The 17325-nt window shown below is 51.5% G+C and carries 18 protein-coding genes and 1 pseudogene; 10 read left to right on the forward strand and 9 right to left on the reverse strand.

The genetic code is table 11. The features are described 5' to 3' along the window. From ACVBEF_RS16085 to mpl, 8 genes are all read right to left on the reverse strand, one after another. Positions 1-229: hypothetical protein (locus ACVBEF_RS16085; RefSeq protein WP_447124942.1), on the reverse strand; the 229-nt coding region annotated here is incomplete at its 3' end. A gap of 306 nt (positions 230-535) precedes the next feature. Next, on the reverse strand, positions 536-1231 hold the full coding sequence (gene mtgA, locus ACVBEF_RS16090; RefSeq protein WP_447124943.1) for a monofunctional biosynthetic peptidoglycan transglycosylase: 696 nt from the start codon (positions 1229-1231) through the stop codon (positions 536-538). Beyond that, complete coding sequence (aroE, locus tag ACVBEF_RS16095; protein WP_447124944.1) at positions 1228-2088, reverse strand: shikimate dehydrogenase; 861 nt, start codon at positions 2086-2088, stop codon at positions 1228-1230. Before aroE ends, mtgA begins: the two co-directional genes overlap by 4 nt. A gap of 166 nt (positions 2089-2254) precedes the next feature. Beyond that, on the reverse strand, positions 2255-3151 hold the full coding sequence (locus ACVBEF_RS16100) for an energy transducer TonB (protein WP_447124945.1): 897 nt from the start codon (positions 3149-3151) through the stop codon (positions 2255-2257). Between the two features lie 37 nt (positions 3152-3188). Further along, entirely contained in the window at positions 3189-5300 is a 2112-nt protein-coding gene (locus tag ACVBEF_RS16105; protein ID WP_447124946.1) for a ribonuclease catalytic domain-containing protein, read from the reverse strand. A gap of 12 nt (positions 5301-5312) precedes the next feature. After that, positions 5313-5939 (reverse strand): chorismate--pyruvate lyase family protein, encoded by a 627-nt coding sequence (locus tag ACVBEF_RS16110; RefSeq protein ID WP_447124947.1) that lies wholly within the window; start codon positions 5937-5939, stop codon positions 5313-5315. Next, positions 5939-6541, reverse strand: coding sequence for a YqiA/YcfP family alpha/beta fold hydrolase (locus ACVBEF_RS16115; protein WP_447124948.1), 603 nt, complete (start codon positions 6539-6541; stop codon positions 5939-5941). The genes ACVBEF_RS16110 and ACVBEF_RS16115 overlap by 1 nt, the downstream gene beginning before the upstream one ends. Then, on the reverse strand, positions 6538-7935 hold the full coding sequence (gene mpl / locus ACVBEF_RS16120; RefSeq protein ID WP_447124949.1) for a UDP-N-acetylmuramate:L-alanyl-gamma-D-glutamyl-meso-diaminopimelate ligase: 1398 nt from the start codon (positions 7933-7935) through the stop codon (positions 6538-6540). Before mpl ends, ACVBEF_RS16115 begins: the two co-directional genes overlap by 4 nt. 158 nt (positions 7936-8093) lie before the next feature. On the opposite strand from mpl, the gene ACVBEF_RS16125 reads away from it, so the two are divergent. The 10 genes from ACVBEF_RS16125 to ACVBEF_RS16170 all read left to right on the forward strand — a co-directional run bounded on the left by ACVBEF_RS16125 (position 8094) and on the right by ACVBEF_RS16170 (position 16348). Next, entirely contained in the window at positions 8094-8738 is a 645-nt protein-coding gene (locus ACVBEF_RS16125; RefSeq protein ID WP_447124950.1) for a hypothetical protein, read from the forward strand. A 15-nt stretch (positions 8739-8753) separates the two neighbouring features. Next, the gene (locus ACVBEF_RS16130; RefSeq protein ID WP_447124951.1) at positions 8754-9278 is read left to right on the forward strand and encodes a TlpA family protein disulfide reductase; all 525 of its coding nucleotides are present in this window, start codon (positions 8754-8756) and stop codon (positions 9276-9278) included. 168 nt (positions 9279-9446) lie between these two features. Further along, positions 9447-9884: a type II 3-dehydroquinate dehydratase gene (gene aroQ, locus ACVBEF_RS16135; protein WP_447124952.1), complete on the forward strand. Its 438-nt coding sequence runs from the start codon at positions 9447-9449 to the stop codon at positions 9882-9884. Between the two features lie 117 nt (positions 9885-10001). Continuing rightward, on the forward strand, positions 10002-10448 hold the full coding sequence (accB, locus tag ACVBEF_RS16140; protein ID WP_447124953.1) for an acetyl-CoA carboxylase biotin carboxyl carrier protein: 447 nt from the start codon (positions 10002-10004) through the stop codon (positions 10446-10448). A gap of 162 nt (positions 10449-10610) precedes the next feature. Next, a complete protein-coding gene (gene accC, locus ACVBEF_RS16145; RefSeq protein ID WP_447124954.1) occupies positions 10611-11981 on the forward strand; it encodes an acetyl-CoA carboxylase biotin carboxylase subunit in 1371 nt (456 codons plus the stop codon). 8 nt (positions 11982-11989) lie between these two features. Further along, positions 11990-12916 (forward strand): 50S ribosomal protein L11 methyltransferase, encoded by a 927-nt coding sequence (prmA, locus tag ACVBEF_RS16150; RefSeq protein ID WP_447124955.1) that lies wholly within the window; start codon positions 11990-11992, stop codon positions 12914-12916. 6 nt (positions 12917-12922) lie between these two features. Then, positions 12923-14191 carry a DUF3426 domain-containing protein gene (locus tag ACVBEF_RS16155; protein ID WP_447124956.1) on the forward strand — a complete coding sequence of 423 codons (1269 nt, stop codon included), beginning with the start codon at positions 12923-12925 and terminating at the stop codon, positions 14189-14191. Between the two features lie 111 nt (positions 14192-14302). Continuing rightward, complete coding sequence (locus tag ACVBEF_RS16160) at positions 14303-15244, forward strand: carbohydrate kinase family protein (protein WP_447124957.1); 942 nt, start codon at positions 14303-14305, stop codon at positions 15242-15244. A 306-nt stretch (positions 15245-15550) separates the two neighbouring features. After that, positions 15551-15748 (forward strand): hypothetical protein, encoded by a 198-nt coding sequence (locus ACVBEF_RS16165; RefSeq protein ID WP_447124958.1) that lies wholly within the window; start codon positions 15551-15553, stop codon positions 15746-15748. A 60-nt stretch (positions 15749-15808) separates the two neighbouring features. After that, complete coding sequence (locus ACVBEF_RS16170; RefSeq protein ID WP_447124959.1) at positions 15809-16348, forward strand: peroxiredoxin; 540 nt, start codon at positions 15809-15811, stop codon at positions 16346-16348. A gap of 84 nt (positions 16349-16432) precedes the next feature. Here ACVBEF_RS16170 and ACVBEF_RS16175 read toward each other — a convergent pair. Continuing rightward, a pseudogene (locus tag ACVBEF_RS16175) lies at positions 16433-17278 on the reverse strand (MFS transporter); the annotation flags it as partial. Positions 17279-17325: the final 47 nt, after the last annotated feature.

A 17325-nucleotide genomic window follows, 5' to 3' on the forward strand; every position in this document is an offset into this window, starting at 1 on the left:
CCGCTGCCGTATCGTTGGTGAAAGCGGCGCAAGCCAAGGGCATCAAGGTGATTGCTCCGTCGTGGAGTCCATTCTCTTCTCCATTGTTGGTATTTGTATGTCCTGTGCAGTAATAGTTTCCTTGCGCCATCGCTTGAATAGGCGTGGCTGCCAGTACCACCATCACCCCAGCAGCTATCGCAGAACGCGATGCGATTCGAACTGTATGATCAATCAATTGTGAAAACATGCGTAATCCTCTAATTGTAGTGAGAACATTTCTTCCAATGAATTGCTAAAAAAGAAGCGCTTCTTACGACTAAATACACTTAGCACACCTTTTCTAACGCTCTGCAGTCGCCAAAGTATTACCGTGCAACGCAGAAAAAACTCTAACGGAAGTTCCAAACAAAAAAATCAAGGTAATTCTCATTTTTATTGAGAATTACCTTGATTTTCTTGTCCCAGATATGGGTGGCCTTATTACGCAAAGGTAGCCTTAGAACTCATTAGCGTTTGTGATCGGTTAATCACTGTCTTATTGCGCTTATCGCCTCTATGGCAATTCCGCCGAACCCATCCGTCGCAAAATCAACCCCGTCCGCTTCGCCAGATAAGCTGATCCCCGGTTTTTGTCATAGAACCGCGGGCGCGGCAACATTACCGCTAAGCGTGCAGCCTGGCCTGGGCCGAGATTGGCGGCGGAGATATTGTAATAATGCCGCGACGCAGCTTCCGCGCCGTAGACACCGCTACCCCACTCCACAACATTGAGATAAATTTCGTAAATCCGCTCTTTATCCATCAAATATTCCAGCATATAAGTGATGACGAATTCCTGACCTTTGCGGATATAACTACGCTCACCGGATAAAAACAAGTTTTTTGCCAATTGCTGGGTAATCGTCGATCCACCCAACATCACTTTGCCTTTTTTAGTATTGCGTACGTAGGCGTTCTCCAGCGCATCCCAATCGATCCCGTCATGCTCGGAAAAATTCGCATCTTCAGAGGCAATAATGGCGCGCTTTAAATTAGCCGAAATGCGGTTATACGGCACCCACGTGTATTGCAACTGTACCTTCGGATCGGCATCCTGCAATATCGATAATTGATGCCGCATGAAACTCGTTGAGCTCGGATTGTGATCCACCCACCACCAGATTTGCACGAAAAAATACAGCTGTAGCGCCAAGATCACAACGATAGCAATCAGGCACAAACGCCAAATCAATCTACCCACAGGCTTCATTTATGTTCCAGCTCCGCACGCAACGCGGCAAACACCGTGCTGGTGTGTGGCCGGACGGCGCGCCAGAGAAAAAATGATTCGGCAGCCTGCTCAACCAACATTCCCAATCCATCGCGAACCTTGGCCCCATGCGCACTGGCAAACTGCATAAAAACAGTAGGCTGTTTGCCGTACATCATGTCGTAAGCCAATGTCTGCGGTCCAAAAACAGTTGGTGCAATCGGCGGCACGTCGGCTTGCAGACTGGCCGAGGTCGCGTTGATGACGAGGTCAAACGGGTCACCGATGTCGCCAACGTCAGCAAAGCTGCTGACAACGATAGCGTTTTCATCCGGAAATTTTTGCGCAAATTGTTGCACCAATGCCTGCGCGTTCGCGACGGTCCGATTCGCCAGAACAAGTTGCGCCGGCTTTGCCTGCATCAGGGGCAACAAAACGCCACGCGCGGCACCGCCTGCGCCGAGCAACAAAATGCGCTTGCCCATGAGATTGAAACCGGCATTTTGCACAATGTCGTTCACCAAACCGAAGCCGTCGGTGTTATCGCCGATAATTTTTTCATCTTCAAAGCTCAACGTATTGACAGCGCCTGCCGCCTTCGCACGGGTAGTCAAGCTGGTTGCCATTGCGTAGGCGGCCAATTTGAACGGGACCGTGACATTCCCACCTTTTCCACCTAGCCGGATAAACGCATTAACGGCAGCCTCAAATCCATCCAAGGGGGCTAGCAAATGCCTGTAGTCGATATTTTGGGCGGTGTCGAAGGCAAAGCGGGCGTGAATTTCGGGCGACTTGCTGTGGGCTATGGGGTTGCCGATAACGACGTAACGATCCGGATCAAGCGTCTGAATAGACATAGTTAGCTTTGTGATGTTATTTTTTAGAATATTGTTTATACAACAATCGGGCTTTGATTATTTTAGGACTTACGCAAAATTGTTCCAGCAAGGCAGACTGACGAAGACATTACGAAAGTAAGGCTAGGAAGGATAACGCCGCTGGGGCAATTTTGCGTAAGTCCTATTAATTATTGCCAGCGCTGCGCAACTCCGCCGCAAGCTGCCCCTCGTGTGAGAAATTGAGCGTCACAATCACTTCCCATACTTCATCCGGTGCACCAGTACGCATATTGCGGGGAAATCGGCTAAAAGGTGCTGCGCGTTCAATAATTCTCAACGCCGCAGCGTCAAGACCGGGCACGTCAGAGCTGCGTTCAATACGCAAACCGCCGTCTTTCATATAAATACTGCCATCCTGATAAATCGGAATGGATACCACCAATTTTCCATACAACTTATTGCCATTTTTCTGCGGAAAATTCAGCGTCCCTACGCGTTCAACCCGATCTGAAAATGCTTTGTAATACATGGCATATTCAACCCCGCGTGTGCTTGGCGTGATCTGGGTTTTCTTGGGACGCTTGTTGTAATCCTCAATATTTTTAGCAATTTCAGCTTGTCGGCGTCGCAACGCCTGAGCGTCGGCCGCATCAGCGCCGTCTGCGCGTGGCGTCGGATCGACCCATTTATCCTGCGGCGTGGGTGCGGGGGCCGAAAATGCTGCATTTTTTTGCATCTGCGACAGCATTTGCTGCTGCTTTTCCTCTAACTCCACAATCCGCCGCTGCGCAGTCGTCAGACTATCGCCATCCTCTATCCGCTGCATATCGGGTAAAGGCGACTTGGCCCGACCGAGATCCGCGTTGCCGCCGCCATCCAGATTGACTTGCGCCAACGCCTCGGCCTTTAACGGCGCATGCTGATGTTTGGCGTTGACCAGAATGACTTCCAGCCCGGGATCACTTGGTTTGGCTTTGATGGCCGCAGGCGAGGTAAACCGAATGGCGAGCAACCCGCCATGCATCAGCAGAGATATAGCGATGGCGCTATATAACAGCCGATGTTGAGAGAATGATTTCATGTGCAGCAAGATCAGCCGTTCAGGGCGTCAGAACAGTTTAGGAATTCACCGCAACAGCGCTGCCTGCGCTATCGCCGGAGCTGTTATCAGTGGGTTCAACACTGGGTTCGGGATTGGCATCGTCGGCACCGACGTCGGACGTTTCAGGCGCCTCAGCAACTTCATGCGGCATATCCATTGCGGCATCGAGCTCTTCAGAGACATCTTCATCTTCCATCTGATCGCCCTCAGTCACTGGCACCGTCAACACCTCCAGCAACCTGACCTCCAGACTCAAATCGCATTCATCCCAGCGAATCAAATCGAGCTTGACCGAGGCGCCACGCGCAACTGGCTGCATGCCGGGCAGCTTGATCACCAGCGGGATATCCACCAGACGCAAAACCTCATCTTTGAGCACGACCGCCTCAACATGCTTCGCCTGCTCTTGCCCCAGCCAACGCAAACACCAATAACGCTCCATCGTCGATTGGAAATCGCCATAGCCCGCATAAGTGGCGTCAAAAGCCGACACAATCGCAAATAAATCGGCGTCCCTTTGCTTGAATGGCGCAACCAACGGGGCGGCTACGCCACCCTCAACGCAAGCCAAAATCTGCCATTGATTGACCAAATCGGTATACCGCCGCAGTGGCGAGGTGCTCCAGGCATATTGATCGACACCCAAACCCTGATGCGGCATCGCGTGCGTGATCATGCGTACTTGCATTTTCGCCGTCCAGCCACCGCTGCTACTGCCACCGCCTTGGGCCCGATAAATGCCGGGCACACCGTGGTCGTTCATCAACTTGCCCCAGGTGCTGTTAGCAAAGATCATCAGCTCGGCGACGATCTTGTCGAGCGGCGCTCCGCGCTTGCGACGGGCGATGGTGACGACGTCATCTTCAACATAGAAATTGAAATCGACGCGGTTATTCTGCTCCGGGCGCAAGCCAAAACTCTCACGCTTGGTCATACGGCCTTGCTCCAGTACCGAAATCCATTGCCAGAGAATGGCGATATCGGCTTTGTGGGGATAATCGCCCTCACCGCTGGCCAGATTTTCTTCGGTAACCAGCAAATCGAGCGTGTTATGACGCAGATTGGCAGAAATCGGCACCAGCTCAGCTTTGGTTTCGGTGCCAATCAAGCGCCAGTCTTGCGGGTCCAGCGTGGCGTACAACGACAACGCAGGACAATTTTTGCCCTGATCGAGCGAGAACGCCTCGACCACAGCATCAGGCAGCATCGTAATTTTGTCGCCCGGCATATACACGGTGGACATCCGGTGACGGGCAATTGCATCAATCGCATCGCCACGCTTAATTGCCAAACCTGGCGCTGCGATATGGATACCAATGCGCACGTTGCCGTCTGCCAGCGTCACTACCGACAACGCATCATCGATTTCAGTCGTGGTAACGTCATCAATCGAAAATGCCTGGACATCGGCCAACGGCAAGTTAGCTACGTTCACTGTTGGAATACTAAGCGTAGGGAAACCCGCCCCTTTCGGGAAAAACTCAAATAGAAACCTGGAAAAGTGCAAATCCTTGGGGGAAGCAATTCCGCCCACAGCCAGCATCAAACGCTGCGGCGTAGTCTGCAGCGCAATGCAGGCAGCATCGAGGGCTTTATATTCAATGCTGTTTTTATCTGGTTTGAATAGCAATTGCAGCGCCAATGGCTTCATCACATCGGGCAACTGATTGGACGTTAATTGTTCAACGTACTGCGTCTGTATCAAGGCTTGCTGCTTCTTTTTTTCGATCCCGGCCAATGCTGCCTTGAGCGAGGCTTCGGGCGCGGCTTTATAGCGTCCACGCCCTTTTTTATAAAAATAAATCGGTGCCGCATGTAAAGACATCAATAGCCCGGCGGCTTCGGCTGGCATCGGCGCACGCCCAAAATACTCCGCTCCCAGCTCAGCAAATCCGAACTCTTCCTGCCCGGCAACTTCCCACAGAAAATCAACGTCTATTTCTTGCGCCACTTTCTGCGCATCTTCCAGGAGCTGCCCAGGACTGGGTGAGCTGTACTGCAACAGCACGTCTTTCGACTTAATCTTGCTGCGTTTTCCGGTTGGTAGTTCGACCTGATAGGCCTCGCCTTGCTGCGACATCACAGACGCTGCTTTAAAGTCGCCGGATTCTTCAAAAAATAGATTCATTGATTACTTTACTTAGAAATTCTTAGTACTACTGAGAGAACTACTTGAATGTTTTACTGTATTCGTGACGCTCTGAGGCATTGTTCTTTGCAACCTATTAATATCCGGGAAAAACACCTCCGTCACAAGCATTACCCCACTCTTGCGTCGAAATGTCGAGCGGCGTGCAAATAACGGCATCAAAAATCTGCTCACTCCCGTCGCCGCGCACATGCGCCGCACCAACGGATGGCCCTGATATAAACGTGCGTATTGCAATTGTCCGCGCGCCACCAGTGGATCGCCAAACAAGGTCGTGCCTAGTGAGCGCTCACCCAAGGTGCCGAAAAACGGCCACTCCGAGGTGGTCGCTGTCAATGCCAGAACGGTATGGCCCAGCACCATCGGCTGGCCATCGCAGCGCAGCAATACATCACGCTCTTGCACTTGTCGCCGCTGCGGCAAGGCTATCGCCGCGTATTCGTCAGCCAGACACAGCGCATGCCGCTGATGCAAACATTGGACCCGAAACTGCGCGCTATGTGCGATCAACTTGGTCGTTAGCGAAGAGCGATCCGTTAGCCAGTCGCGCATTAATGCCGACGGATGGACGCCGTTAGCGTGATCATGCCAATGGGCATAAGTAAGGGAGCGCGCCATCAACGTCCGATGGGAGAAGGATGGCGCGGATCAACCTCGATGCCGCAAAACGTCAATACAGTGTCGGCATACTGCGCAAACTCGCTAATGCCGTGATCGCTGCCTTCAATGACTATGTGTCGGGCCTGCGGATAATGATCGACCATTTCATGCCAGTCGAGTACCTCGTCGCCCGTCGCCGCAATTAATAGATAGCGTTGCGCCTGGGAAATGGCGGGAACCACCAACGCTTCTAGCTCGGCAATATATTCACGCTTGAATTCAAACGGCGCATCGGAATGATATTGAGTGTGTACGCCGACGTATTTTTCCAGATCGCGTGGCGGTTTCACGGCGGGATTGAGCAGCACCGCACGACAACCAGTCAGTTCGGCCAGCCACGTCGCATAAAACCCGCCCAACGACGAGCCAATGATCGTCAACTCAGTAGGGTCAAGCCGGGCAATATACGACTGCGCCAGCGCAATTGCCGCGCCAGGTGAGGCTGGTAGTTGTGGGCAAAGGTAGACACCTTCATGACCTAAAGCTTGCAAGCGTTCAGCCAGCAAGCGCGCCTTGAACGACGACGGCGAGGAGCGGAAGCCGTGCAGATAAAGAATCATGCGGCGGCCAACGCATCGAGAATTTTTTGATGCACGCCACCAAAACCGCCATTACTCATCACCAGTATCTGGTCGCCCGATCGCGCTGCCTCGGCAATGGCGCTGACCAATTGATCTAGCGCATCGTAAGCGTGGGCTTTGTTTCCGAGTGGTGCTAAGGCCTCGCCCAGATCCCACCCCAGCGCTTCTTTACCATTGCCTTTGGCACCATAACCGAACACCAGGTCCGCATCCATCAGGCTATCGGGCAAGGCATCTTTCATCGCTCCCAGCTTCATCGTATTAGAGCGCGGCTCCAACACCGCCAGAATGCGACCATCCCCGACTTTTTTACGTAATCCGGCGATGGTCGTGGCAATCGCGGTTGGGTGATGGGCAAAGTCATCAAAGACGGCAATCTGATTGACCGTGCCGCGCAATTCCATGCGTCGCTTGACGTTCTCAAACCGCCCCAGCGCCTGCATTGCCTGGGCGGCAGGTACGCCGACATGACGCGCAGCGGCAATCGCAGCAAGCGCATTCATGCGGTTATGCTCACCGGTCAGCATCCACTCAACGGTTCCCTGAGTGCTGCCATTGAAATACACGTCAAAGTTGCCGTCAGCATGCGTGATCAATGACCAGCCTTGCGCAACACCAGCATCGATACCGAATAACTCTGTGTCACTCCAGCATCCACGCGCCAGAACGCGCTGCAATGCGGGTTCGCGGGCATTTACCACCAGGCGGCCTATGCCCGGCACGGTGCGTACTAAATGATGGAATTGGGTTTCAATCGCCGCCAGATCGGAAAATATATCGGCGTGGTCGTACTCAAGATTGTTCAGAATCGCTGTTTTAGCGTGGTAATGAACGAATTTACTGCGTTTATCGAAGAACGCCGTGTCGTATTCATCCGCTTCGATCACAAAGAATGGCGACGCCGATGCACCCGCCTTATCACCCGATAAACGCGCCGAAATACCGAAATTCATCGGCACGCCACCAATGAGGAAGCCGGGATCGTAGCCCGCATCTTCCAAAATCCACGCCAGCATGGCCGAAGTGGTGGTTTTGCCATGCGTCCCGGCGACTGCCAAAACCCATTTATCGGCCAAAATATGCTCACCGATCCATTGCGGACCGGAGGTATACGGCAAGCCGCGATTCAAAATTTCTTCCATCAACGGATTGCCGCGCGAGACGACGTTGCCGATGACAAATAAATCCGGAGCTAATGCAATTTGTTGCGCATCAAAGCCCTCAATGAGAGTAATTCCTTGCGCTTCGAGTTGCGCACTCATCGGCGGATAGACGTTGGCGTCGCAGCCCGTGACGGTGTGCCCGGCTTGTTTCGCCAGCACGGCCAAGCCGCCCATAAAAGTACCGCAGATACCAAGGATATGGATGTGCATTCTAGAGTGTCAACATTCGTAAAAGAAGAATAGAGGATTTTAACCGACCAGCTTGCTACGTCGGCGATGTCCGGCGCGTATTTCTTTCATGACAGCTAAGCGTTATAGTCTCGCAGAAATAATCCGGCACTCAACACCTATCACTCGTCAATACGATTATGGTCACCAAATCCCCACTTGAAATAGCGCAATTACGCAAAGAAATTGCCGCCGCTGCGGCCCGCATGATTGACCAAGATGGCGCAGATTACGGCACCGCCAAGCGAAAAGCAGCGCAGCACATCCTCGGCAACAGTCGCCATCAGAGCGATTTCATGCCAAATAATAGCCAGATAGTCGAAGAAGTCCGTTTATACAACGCTCTGTTCTTTGCCAAAACGCAACCAGCCCGGTTGCGACATTTACGTCAACTTGCGATTGAAATAATGACTGAACTGGCCATTTTTAATCCTTATTTAACCGGTGCGGTATGCAATGGCACCGCTGGCGAGCATGCAGAGATCCATTTACAGTTATTTGTCGATAGTCCTAAAGATGTCGAAATATGCTTGCTCAACAAAAATGTGTCATTCGATGTTTCTGATAGCGAGAACGCCCGTCGGCCGACCAAACGCTCACACCCCGGTGCTAACGAACCGCTGGAAATCCTCAGCTTCATCTATAAACACGAAGGTGTACATTTGGCCCTCTATGAAACTGACGCCTTACGCGGTAGTATCAGGCCCAGCCGAATCGAGGCGAAGCATAGTGACATCAGAGAACGTGCCGATCTCAATGCGGTACTTTTACTACTGAATACTTAAAGAATAAAGAGCCTAATGAAACGCAAACTACTCGTATATATCCCGATTGCGGTGCTATTTTTCGCTATCGGTGCTTATTTCAATCTTAAACGCTTAACGCCATCGACTCCCGAAGCACCCGCGGTTGTCAATCTTTTTGCGCAATCAATGGTTGAAGCAAACGGCAAGGATGCGCCTTTATCGCAATGGAAAGGTAAGCCATTAATCATCAACTTCTGGGCAACCTGGTGCGGACCTTGCGTCGAAGAAATGCCAGAATTGAATGCCTTGCATGCTGAATTGGTTGAAAAAAATATCTCTGTCATTGGGATCGGCATCGACTCTCAAGACAACATTGCAAAATTTGCAGAAAAATACAAAATTACTTACCCGCTCTATGTTGCCGGTATCAATGGCACCGCACTATTGCGCCAATTTGGCAACGATGTGGGCGGCTTGCCCTTTACCGTTCTCATCGGAGCCGATGGACAAGTAAAGAAAATGTATATGGGCAGTATTAAATTTGATGAATTGCGGAAAGATTTATCGCTATTACAATAATGAAAACGGTGATTGAGCATCGCGGCGGATTTAAGATTATTGAATAAACCGCGATGCATATCACTGGCACTCTCAGCAAAAAACTTAAGCAAAAATAAATTCCTCTTGCCAATTAAAGCCATTTAACGGCAAAATGCGCCCATCGTCGTCTAACGAAGCAACATCTTCATGGCAAAAAATATACTTCTTCTCAATGGCCCTAACCTGAATTTACTGGGCACACGTGAGCCAGGAGTTTATGGGTCGACGACATTGTCGGATGTCGTGCTGGCAGCGCAGGCACAGGCTGCGACGGCAGGTGTCAGGCTCGCGCATTTTCAAAGTAACCATGAAGGTGCTCTGATTGATCGCATTCATGCAGCCAAGGCCGAAGGGATCGATGCAATCGTCATTAATCCCGGCGGATTAACCCACACTAGCGTTGCATTGCGAGACGCATTAGCCGGGGTTGCTATCCGCTTTATTGAAATTCACATTTCCAACGTTCACCAACGCGAGGAGTTTCGACATCATTCTTATTTGTCGGGCATCGCCGTTGGCGTCATTTGTGGGCTGGGCGTAGAAGGATATGCGATCGCCATTGCGTTCGCAGTCAATCAGCTTTAGCCTTACCCGAACAATAATTTTCTGTAAATGCGCTGATCTGCCTATTAAAAAACAACATGGCAGTTATTTTCATTCATCAATATTTTCATAAAATATACAACTTTGAAGGATTGCATTGTGGATTTGAGAAAACTCAAAACGTTAATCGACCTGGTCGCTGAATCAGATATCGAAGAGCTGGAAGTTACCGAGGGCGAAAGCAAGGTTCGCATCGTTAAATCCTCGTCCCATAATAATCAAGTCGTCATGATGCAGCCGCAAGTTGCCCATCAACCTGTTCAAACGCAGGTCGCCGCACCAATCGTGGCACCCGTCGAGGTAGTCCCTGAAGGGCACATCGTCAAATCACCGATGGTCGGCACCTTCTATCGCTCGTCTGCGCCCGGCGCAGCAGTATTTGTCGAAGTTGGCTCGCAAATCAAGGAAGGCGAAACCTTGTGCATCATCGAAGCCATGAAACTGCTCAACGAAATCGAAGCTGATTTCACAGGCGTGGTAAAGAAAATTCTGGTTGAAAACGGCCAACCGGTCGAATTCGGCCAACCTTTGTTTATCATCGGCTAACTCGCATCTAAAATCAGTAGGGAACGGACCAGACATGTGCCGAGGCCGGGTGAATTATTCTGGCCCCTGCTGCGCTCCGCCAACCTGACGCTTGATGATGCTTGATACCGCTTGAATTTGCTTGAATTTGCTTAAGTCTTAGCGACGGAAATACCATCTACTATGTTTGAAAAAATTCTCATCGCCAATCGCGGCGAAATTGCCCTGCGTATTCAACGCGCTTGCCGTGAAATGGGTATCAAAACCGTGGTGGTCCATTCAGAAGCGGACCGCGACGCTAAATACGTCAAACTGGCTGACGAATCTGTCTGTATCGGCCCCGCGCCGTCTAGCCTGAGTTACCTGAACATGCCCGCGATCATTAGCGCAGCCGAAGTCACCGACGCTGAAGCGATTCATCCGGGCTACGGCTTCCTCTCGGAAAATGCTGATTTTGCTGAGCGTGTTGAGCAATCCGGCTTTGTCTTCATCGGGCCACGCCCGGCGAATATCCGTCTGATGGGCGACAAAGTCTCGGCCAAACAGGCCATGATCCGCGCTGGCGTGCCGTGCGTCCCGGGCTCGGAAGGCGCGCTGCCGGACGACCCGAAAGAAGTCATCAAAATCGCCCGCAAAATCGGCTATCCGGTCATCATCAAAGCCTCTGGCGGCGGTGGCGGGCGTGGTATGCGCGTGGTCCACACTGAGGCGGCCCTGGCCAATGCAGTAACCATGACGAAAACTGAGGCTGGCGCAGCATTTGGCAACCCGGAAGTGTATATGGAGAAGTATCTGGAAAATCCGCGCCACGTGGAAATCCAGATTCTGGCGGATCAATATAAAAATGCGATCTGGCTAGGCGAGCGCGATTGCTCCATGCAGCGTCGCCACCAAAAAGTCATCGAAGAAGCGCCAGCGCCGGGCATCCCACGCAAAGTCGTGGAAAAAATCGGTGATCGTTGTGCTGAGGCTTGCCGCAAGATGGACTATCGCGGTGCCGGTACGTTTGAGTTTCTCTACGAAAACGGCGAGTTTTATTTCATCGAAATGAATACCCGCGTGCAAGTTGAGCATCCGATCACCGAAATGATTACCGGTGTCGATATTGTGCAAGAGCAAATCCATATCGCCGCCGGTGAAAAGTTACGCTATCGCCAACGTGATATTCATCTGACCGGCCATTCGATCGAGTGCCGTATCAACGCCGAAGACGCCTTCAAGTTCACCCCATCGCCAGGGAAGATCCTGACGTGGCATACGCCGGGCGGTCCGGGTATTCGGGTTGATTCGCACGCCTATGCCGGTTATTACGTGCCGCCGCATTACGATTCGATGATCGGCAAGGTTATTTCATACGGCACCACGCGTGAACAAGCGATCAAGCGCATGCAAATCGCCCTCTCTGAGATGGTGGTTGAGGGCATCAGTACCAACATTCCTCTGCATCGTGAGTTGATGATAGACGCTCGTTTCATCGAAGGCGGTACTAACATCCATTATCTGGAGCACAAACTGGCCGAAAGACCAGAGCTGCCTAAATCCGAGAAAAAGTAAGGCGATACATGAGCTGGACCGAAATTGTTATAGAAGTAGCGCGCAGCCATGCTGAGGCATTGTCAGACGCCTTGATGGAAGCTGGCGCTTTATCGGTCTCAGTCGAAGACGCAGATGTTGGCACAGCCGCTGAGCAACCACTGTTCGGCGAGCCCGGCATGGAGCCTAAAGAAGCTGCATGGGAACGCAGCCGCGTGGTGGCGTTGAGCGACATCGACGCCGAATCGATAATCGTCAGTGCCGCCGCTCTTGCTTGCAGCTTAGAGACGATCCCCGTGTATAGCCTGCGTAGCGTAGGCGATCAGGATTGGGTGCGGCTTACCCAATCCCAGTTCGCTCCTATACATATCGGTAAAAATATCTGGGTAGTGCCGAGCTGGCACGATGCGCCAGACGCTGACGGCCTGATTCTGGAACTTGATCCCGGCCTGGCATTTGGCACCGGCAGTCATCCGACTACCCGGTTGTGCATGGAATGGCTGGAAGTGCATCTTGGTGAACAAACAGTAACATCGGTACTCGATTACGGATGCGGCTCAGGCATTTTAGCGATGGTCGCTAAAAAACTAGGCGCTGCCAGTGTGATCGGGGTCGATATCGATCCGCAAGCGATTGTCTCCGCTGGCGATAATAGCGCTCGCAATCACTGTGAGATTGCCTACTATCTGCCCGATACGTTCGTCCAACAATCACCGCTTGGCACATTCGATATTGTGATTGCGAATATTTTATCCGGCCCGTTGAAATTGATGTCTGCGATGCTATGCGCCCGCATAGCGCCCGGCGGCAGTCTGACCCTATCCGGCGTTTTGGCTGAACAAGCGCAAGACGTGATTGCCGCTTACGCACCGTGGATACAGATGTCGGTATGGCGCGAGCAGGATGGCTGGGTTGCCCTGTCAGGAACTCTCCCCGCACACACCCGGACGGCATAGGTAATCATGGCGCTGGCGACGCAATGCCCCCATTGTCAAACGACTTTTCGGGTCGCTAACGACCAACTGAAGTTACGTGCAGGACTGGTCCGCTGCGGCACTTGTCGCGAAGTGTTCAATGGCATTGAACATTTAGTCCGGTCGGCGCACTCAGTCGCCCCTGGAGCCGCAAGCGACTTTTTAGCCAATGACACTCCCATCCCTAAGTCGCCGACGATAACAAAACACATTTCAGAGTATTTTCCCGCGACTGAAAAACCGCTATCGGATAGTGCCGAAGCGCCATCACCAGAACCAATAGCGTCATTCGTTCCCCGTTTTAATCCCGACGCCATCACCGCCGAGGAAAACACTTATTCGTCAGCGGCAGTCGCCTCACAAAATTCGTCCCCAATAACATCTGTCAAAAAATCGCCTGACGTCTGGCATCGTCCGCCTGTCAGTCCGTCTTTCAGCGACGATGACGATCCGTTGCAGCGCATGACTTTGTTACAGGTAGCGTCAAGAGAGCCGGACGACCACGATACCCCCTCATCCGCTGATGAGAATCTTGCCGAGGACGTTGAGCTTGATCGACTGATCGATGAACTACAAAACAGACAATGGCCGGGACAAAAATCAAACTCGCCAGACGTGATCATTGCCACTAACACCCACGTAATTTTGGGCGAAGTGCGCGATGGCGTCAGCGTAAAAAACCCGTCTTTCATTGCAAATCCAGGAGACATCACCGCTGAACCGCGCTTTATCGCGCAAGCAAAGCGCAAACAGCATGTTGGCGGCTCGTTCAGAACGGGAATGTGGATAGGAAGCACCCTACTTTTGATCGCCTTGATCGGGCAGGCTAGCTTTACATTCCGTGACCATATAGCAGCGCATGTACCGCTACTCAAGCCAGTATTGCAGCGCGCCTGTAACACCCTCGGCTGTCAAATTAACTTGCCGATGGCTATCGATGGCTTATCGATTGAGTCCAACGAGCTGCAATTAATCGATCCTGCGCGTAATGTGTTTGCCTTATCGGTGCTGATGCGCAATCGCAATAGCACGGTCCAAGCATGGCCAAATATTGAGCTCACTTTGAACGATGCTAACGAAAAGGCGATAGCGCGTCGTATTTTTACGCCCCGCGATTACCTGTCAGAGACCGACGCAACAGGAGCCACGAGAATAGCGCAAGGATTTTCCCGCAACACTGAGTATTCCGCTAAATTGACATTCGAACTCTCTCAGTTGAAGGCGTCCGGATACCGCGTTTATCTGTTTTATCCTTAAACGTATTTAGCATTTATTGTCTGAGAGCACTGAGTCTAAATAACAAGGTATCGAACAGATAGTTGACCTTACCGTATAACCTACCGATTCATCCTCTTTCGAAAATCCACTATGACATCCCTTATTTCAGGCTCGTTAGCGTACGACGTCATCATGCAATATCCCGGCCGTTTTGCGGATGCTTTGCTGGCCGATCAATTACACAAAATTAATGTTTCCTTTCTGGTCCCGACCATGCGTCGCGACTTCGGCGGGTGTGCGGGCAATATTGCCTACAACCTGAAATTGCTAGGCGGCGAGCCGTTGATTATGGCCACCGTTGGCAACGATGCCGCGCCGTATCTGGATCGTTTGAAGGAGTTGGATATTTCTTGTGCGGGCATTCGGACCATCGAATCGATCTATACCGCTCAATGTTTTATCACCACCGACGCTGGAAACAACCAGATTACCGCCTTCCACCCCGGCGCGATGACGCATTCGCATGAAGTGACCATCGCTGAGCTGAGCAAGCACAGCGAAATCAAATACGCCATCGTGGCCCCCGACGGTCGCGATGGCATGCTGCAACATGCCGAGCATGCGGTCGCGCACGGGATTCCATTGATTTTTGATCCAGGCCAGGGGATGCCGATGTTTGACGGCCCTGAGTTACGCCACTTCATTGACCTTGCAACGTATGTTGCCGTCAATGATTACGAGGCAGAGTTGCTCACGTCACGGACCGGGTTGAGTCTGGCGAAAATTGCCGAACAAGTGACCGCCTTGGTGGTGACGCGTGGAGAGCTTGGTGCCGATATTTTTACCGGTGGAGAAAAAATCGCCATTCCTTGCGTCAAAGCCGATCAGATACGCGATCCAACCGGTTGCGGCGATGCATTTCGTGCTGGCATGTTGTATGGCCTCACACACGGGATGGACTGGGCCACCATCGGCCGCCTGTCGAGCTTGATGGGCAGTATCAAAATTGCCGCACAAGGCCCGCAAAACCACGCGCCGACGCGCGCCGAGATCGATGATCGCTTCCACCGGGCATTTGGTTACCAATTGTAAAAAGAGACTCTTGATTTAACTGCAAATAGAGATACCGGATCGAAGTATTAGTAAAATTTTTCGCCAATTAGCCCTTGATTGGCGTATTTTTATCTGAATCATCCCGATCCACTGATATTTTTTACGTATTGATGCCAGTTACAGTCTATGAACTTCGTTTGCCCGGATGCATCTAATTTTTATCCGTACAAGGGAAGTTAATCATGAGAAAAATTCTTTTATTCAGCATATTAGGTGCGACGTTACTATTAGGTGGCTGTGTCACCGTTCCGTATGACAGTCCATATTATGGCGATAATTACGGCAATGGCTACTATAGCGGCGCGTACGTCACAGGTGCCCCAGTTTACGTGGCACCGCTATCTATCGGAGTCGGGTATTCCAACTTCGGTTATGGTGGCTGGGGACATGGCTGGCACGGTGGGCACGGTGGAGGCCGAGGTCGGGGTGGACATGGTGGTGGACGGCATCATTGAGCAAAGTATCCTGCCACTGGTCATTTGATAACTACAGCCCGATCATTCTGTTAAATTCTATTGAATAACACATCCTTAAAGGAACAAAATGAAACGATGGATCGCAGGACTGGTTATCAGCACAACAATCATCGCTCCGGCGCTGGCAGCGCTCAAAGACGGTGACAAAGCTCCCGACTTTTCCACTCAGGCCTCTCTGGGAGGAAAAGTATTTACCTACTCCCTCACCGATGAACTAAAAAAAGGGCCGGTTGTACTGTATTTTTATCCGGCAGCCTTCAGCAAAGGTTGCACGATTGAGGCCCACTTGTTTGCGGACGCCACCGACAAATACAAAGCGCTGGGCGCAACGGTCATTGGGGTCTCCAACGATAGTATTGATACGCTCAATAAGTTTTCGGTCAGCGAATGCCGCAGCAAATTTGCCGTTGCAGCAGACACGACTCAAAGCATCATGAAATCGTACGACTCTGTGCTGCTGTCGAAAACAAGTTACGCCGACCGCGTATCGTACGTCATCACACCGGACAGTAAGATTTTGTATGAATACAGCAGTTTGAATCCAGAACAACACGTCGAAAACACGATGCATGCATTACAGGAATGGGCAGCAAAAAACAAAAAATAATTTGCTGATTTCATTACTAACTGCTTTAAACCATAAAAAAGCGCGCCTACGAAACAGGCGCGCTTTTTTATTCAATCGTTGCCTTTAAGCCACCGTAACAGGTACAGCCTTACGTCGATGCGCTTCAAGATTCGGCAAGAAAGCGGCAAATAGCCCGATCAATGGCAGGAATGAACAGACCTGATAGACAAAATGGATATCGGTCATGTCAGCCAACTTACCTAACGCTGCGGCACCAATCCCCCCCATACCGAAAGCAAAACCAAAGAATAATCCAGACACAGTACCAACCTTACCCGGCACTAATTCCTGCGCAAATACCAAAATAGCTGAGAATGCAGAAGCCAGAATCACACCGATAATCACCGTCAGGATGCCGGTCCAGAACAGGTTCGCGTACGGCAGCATCAAGGTAAATGGCGCAACGCCTAAAATAGACACCCAGATCACCAATTTACGCCCAACGCGATCCCCGATCGGGCCACCCAACACCGTCCCCGCCGCTACCGCAAACAAGAATACAAATAAATGGACCTGCGCCGATTGCACCGACAAATGGAATTTATCGATCAGATAAAAAGTGAAATAACTGCTCAGACTGGCCATGTAAAAATACTTCGAGAAAACCAGCAGCAATAAAATGCCGATCGAAAACATGACTTTCTTACGCGGTAGTGCAACATAGCCGTGATGTGGTTTAGCTGGCTTACCTTTGGCGGCCCGGTGCTGCTGTTTGTACCAATGACCGATCTGCCATAACACGGCGATAGCCAATAACGCCGCCAACGAAAACCAGGCAATGCTGGTTTGTCCGTGCGGAATAATGATCCATGCCGCCAGCAACGGCCCCATTGAACTGCCTGCATTACCACCCACCTGAAATATCGACTGCGCCAACCCATGACGCCCACCCGACGCCATACGCGCAATGGCGGGACGATCCATGTACTGTTACCAACTGATACCCGCAGTGTGCC

The organism is Glaciimonas sp. GG7, assembly GCF_052976905.1.

Excerpts from the sequence above, each read along its gene's own strand:
- mtgA (WP_447124943.1), bottom strand. The coding sequence starts at position 1,231 with ATGAAGCCTGTGGGTAGATTGATTTGGCGTTTGTGCCTGATTGCTATC.
- aroE (WP_447124944.1), bottom strand. The coding sequence starts at position 2,088 with ATGTCTATTCAGACGCTTGATCCGGATCGTTACGTCGTTATCGGCAAC.
- ACVBEF_RS16100 (WP_447124945.1), bottom strand. The coding sequence starts at position 3,151 with ATGAAATCATTCTCTCAACATCGGCTGTTATATAGCGCCATCGCTATA.
- ACVBEF_RS16105 (WP_447124946.1), bottom strand. The coding sequence starts at position 5,300 with ATGAATCTATTTTTTGAAGAATCCGGCGACTTTAAAGCAGCGTCTGTG.
- ACVBEF_RS16110 (WP_447124947.1), bottom strand. The coding sequence starts at position 5,939 with ATGGCGCGCTCCCTTACTTATGCCCATTGGCATGATCACGCTAACGGC.
- ACVBEF_RS16115 (WP_447124948.1), bottom strand. The coding sequence starts at position 6,541 with ATGATTCTTTATCTGCACGGCTTCCGCTCCTCGCCGTCGTCGTTCAAG.
- mpl (WP_447124949.1), bottom strand. The coding sequence starts at position 7,935 with ATGCACATCCATATCCTTGGTATCTGCGGTACTTTTATGGGCGGCTTG.
- ACVBEF_RS16125 (WP_447124950.1), top strand. The coding sequence starts at position 8,094 with ATGGTCACCAAATCCCCACTTGAAATAGCGCAATTACGCAAAGAAATT.
- ACVBEF_RS16130 (WP_447124951.1), top strand. The coding sequence starts at position 8,754 with ATGAAACGCAAACTACTCGTATATATCCCGATTGCGGTGCTATTTTTC.
- aroQ (WP_447124952.1), top strand. The coding sequence starts at position 9,447 with ATGGCAAAAAATATACTTCTTCTCAATGGCCCTAACCTGAATTTACTG.
- accC (WP_447124954.1), top strand. The coding sequence starts at position 10,611 with ATGTTTGAAAAAATTCTCATCGCCAATCGCGGCGAAATTGCCCTGCGT.
- prmA (WP_447124955.1), top strand. The coding sequence starts at position 11,990 with ATGAGCTGGACCGAAATTGTTATAGAAGTAGCGCGCAGCCATGCTGAG.
- ACVBEF_RS16155 (WP_447124956.1), top strand. The coding sequence starts at position 12,923 with ATGGCGCTGGCGACGCAATGCCCCCATTGTCAAACGACTTTTCGGGTC.
- ACVBEF_RS16160 (WP_447124957.1), top strand. The coding sequence starts at position 14,303 with ATGACATCCCTTATTTCAGGCTCGTTAGCGTACGACGTCATCATGCAA.
- ACVBEF_RS16165 (WP_447124958.1), top strand. The coding sequence starts at position 15,551 with ATGGCTACTATAGCGGCGCGTACGTCACAGGTGCCCCAGTTTACGTGG.
- ACVBEF_RS16170 (WP_447124959.1), top strand. The coding sequence starts at position 15,809 with ATGAAACGATGGATCGCAGGACTGGTTATCAGCACAACAATCATCGCT.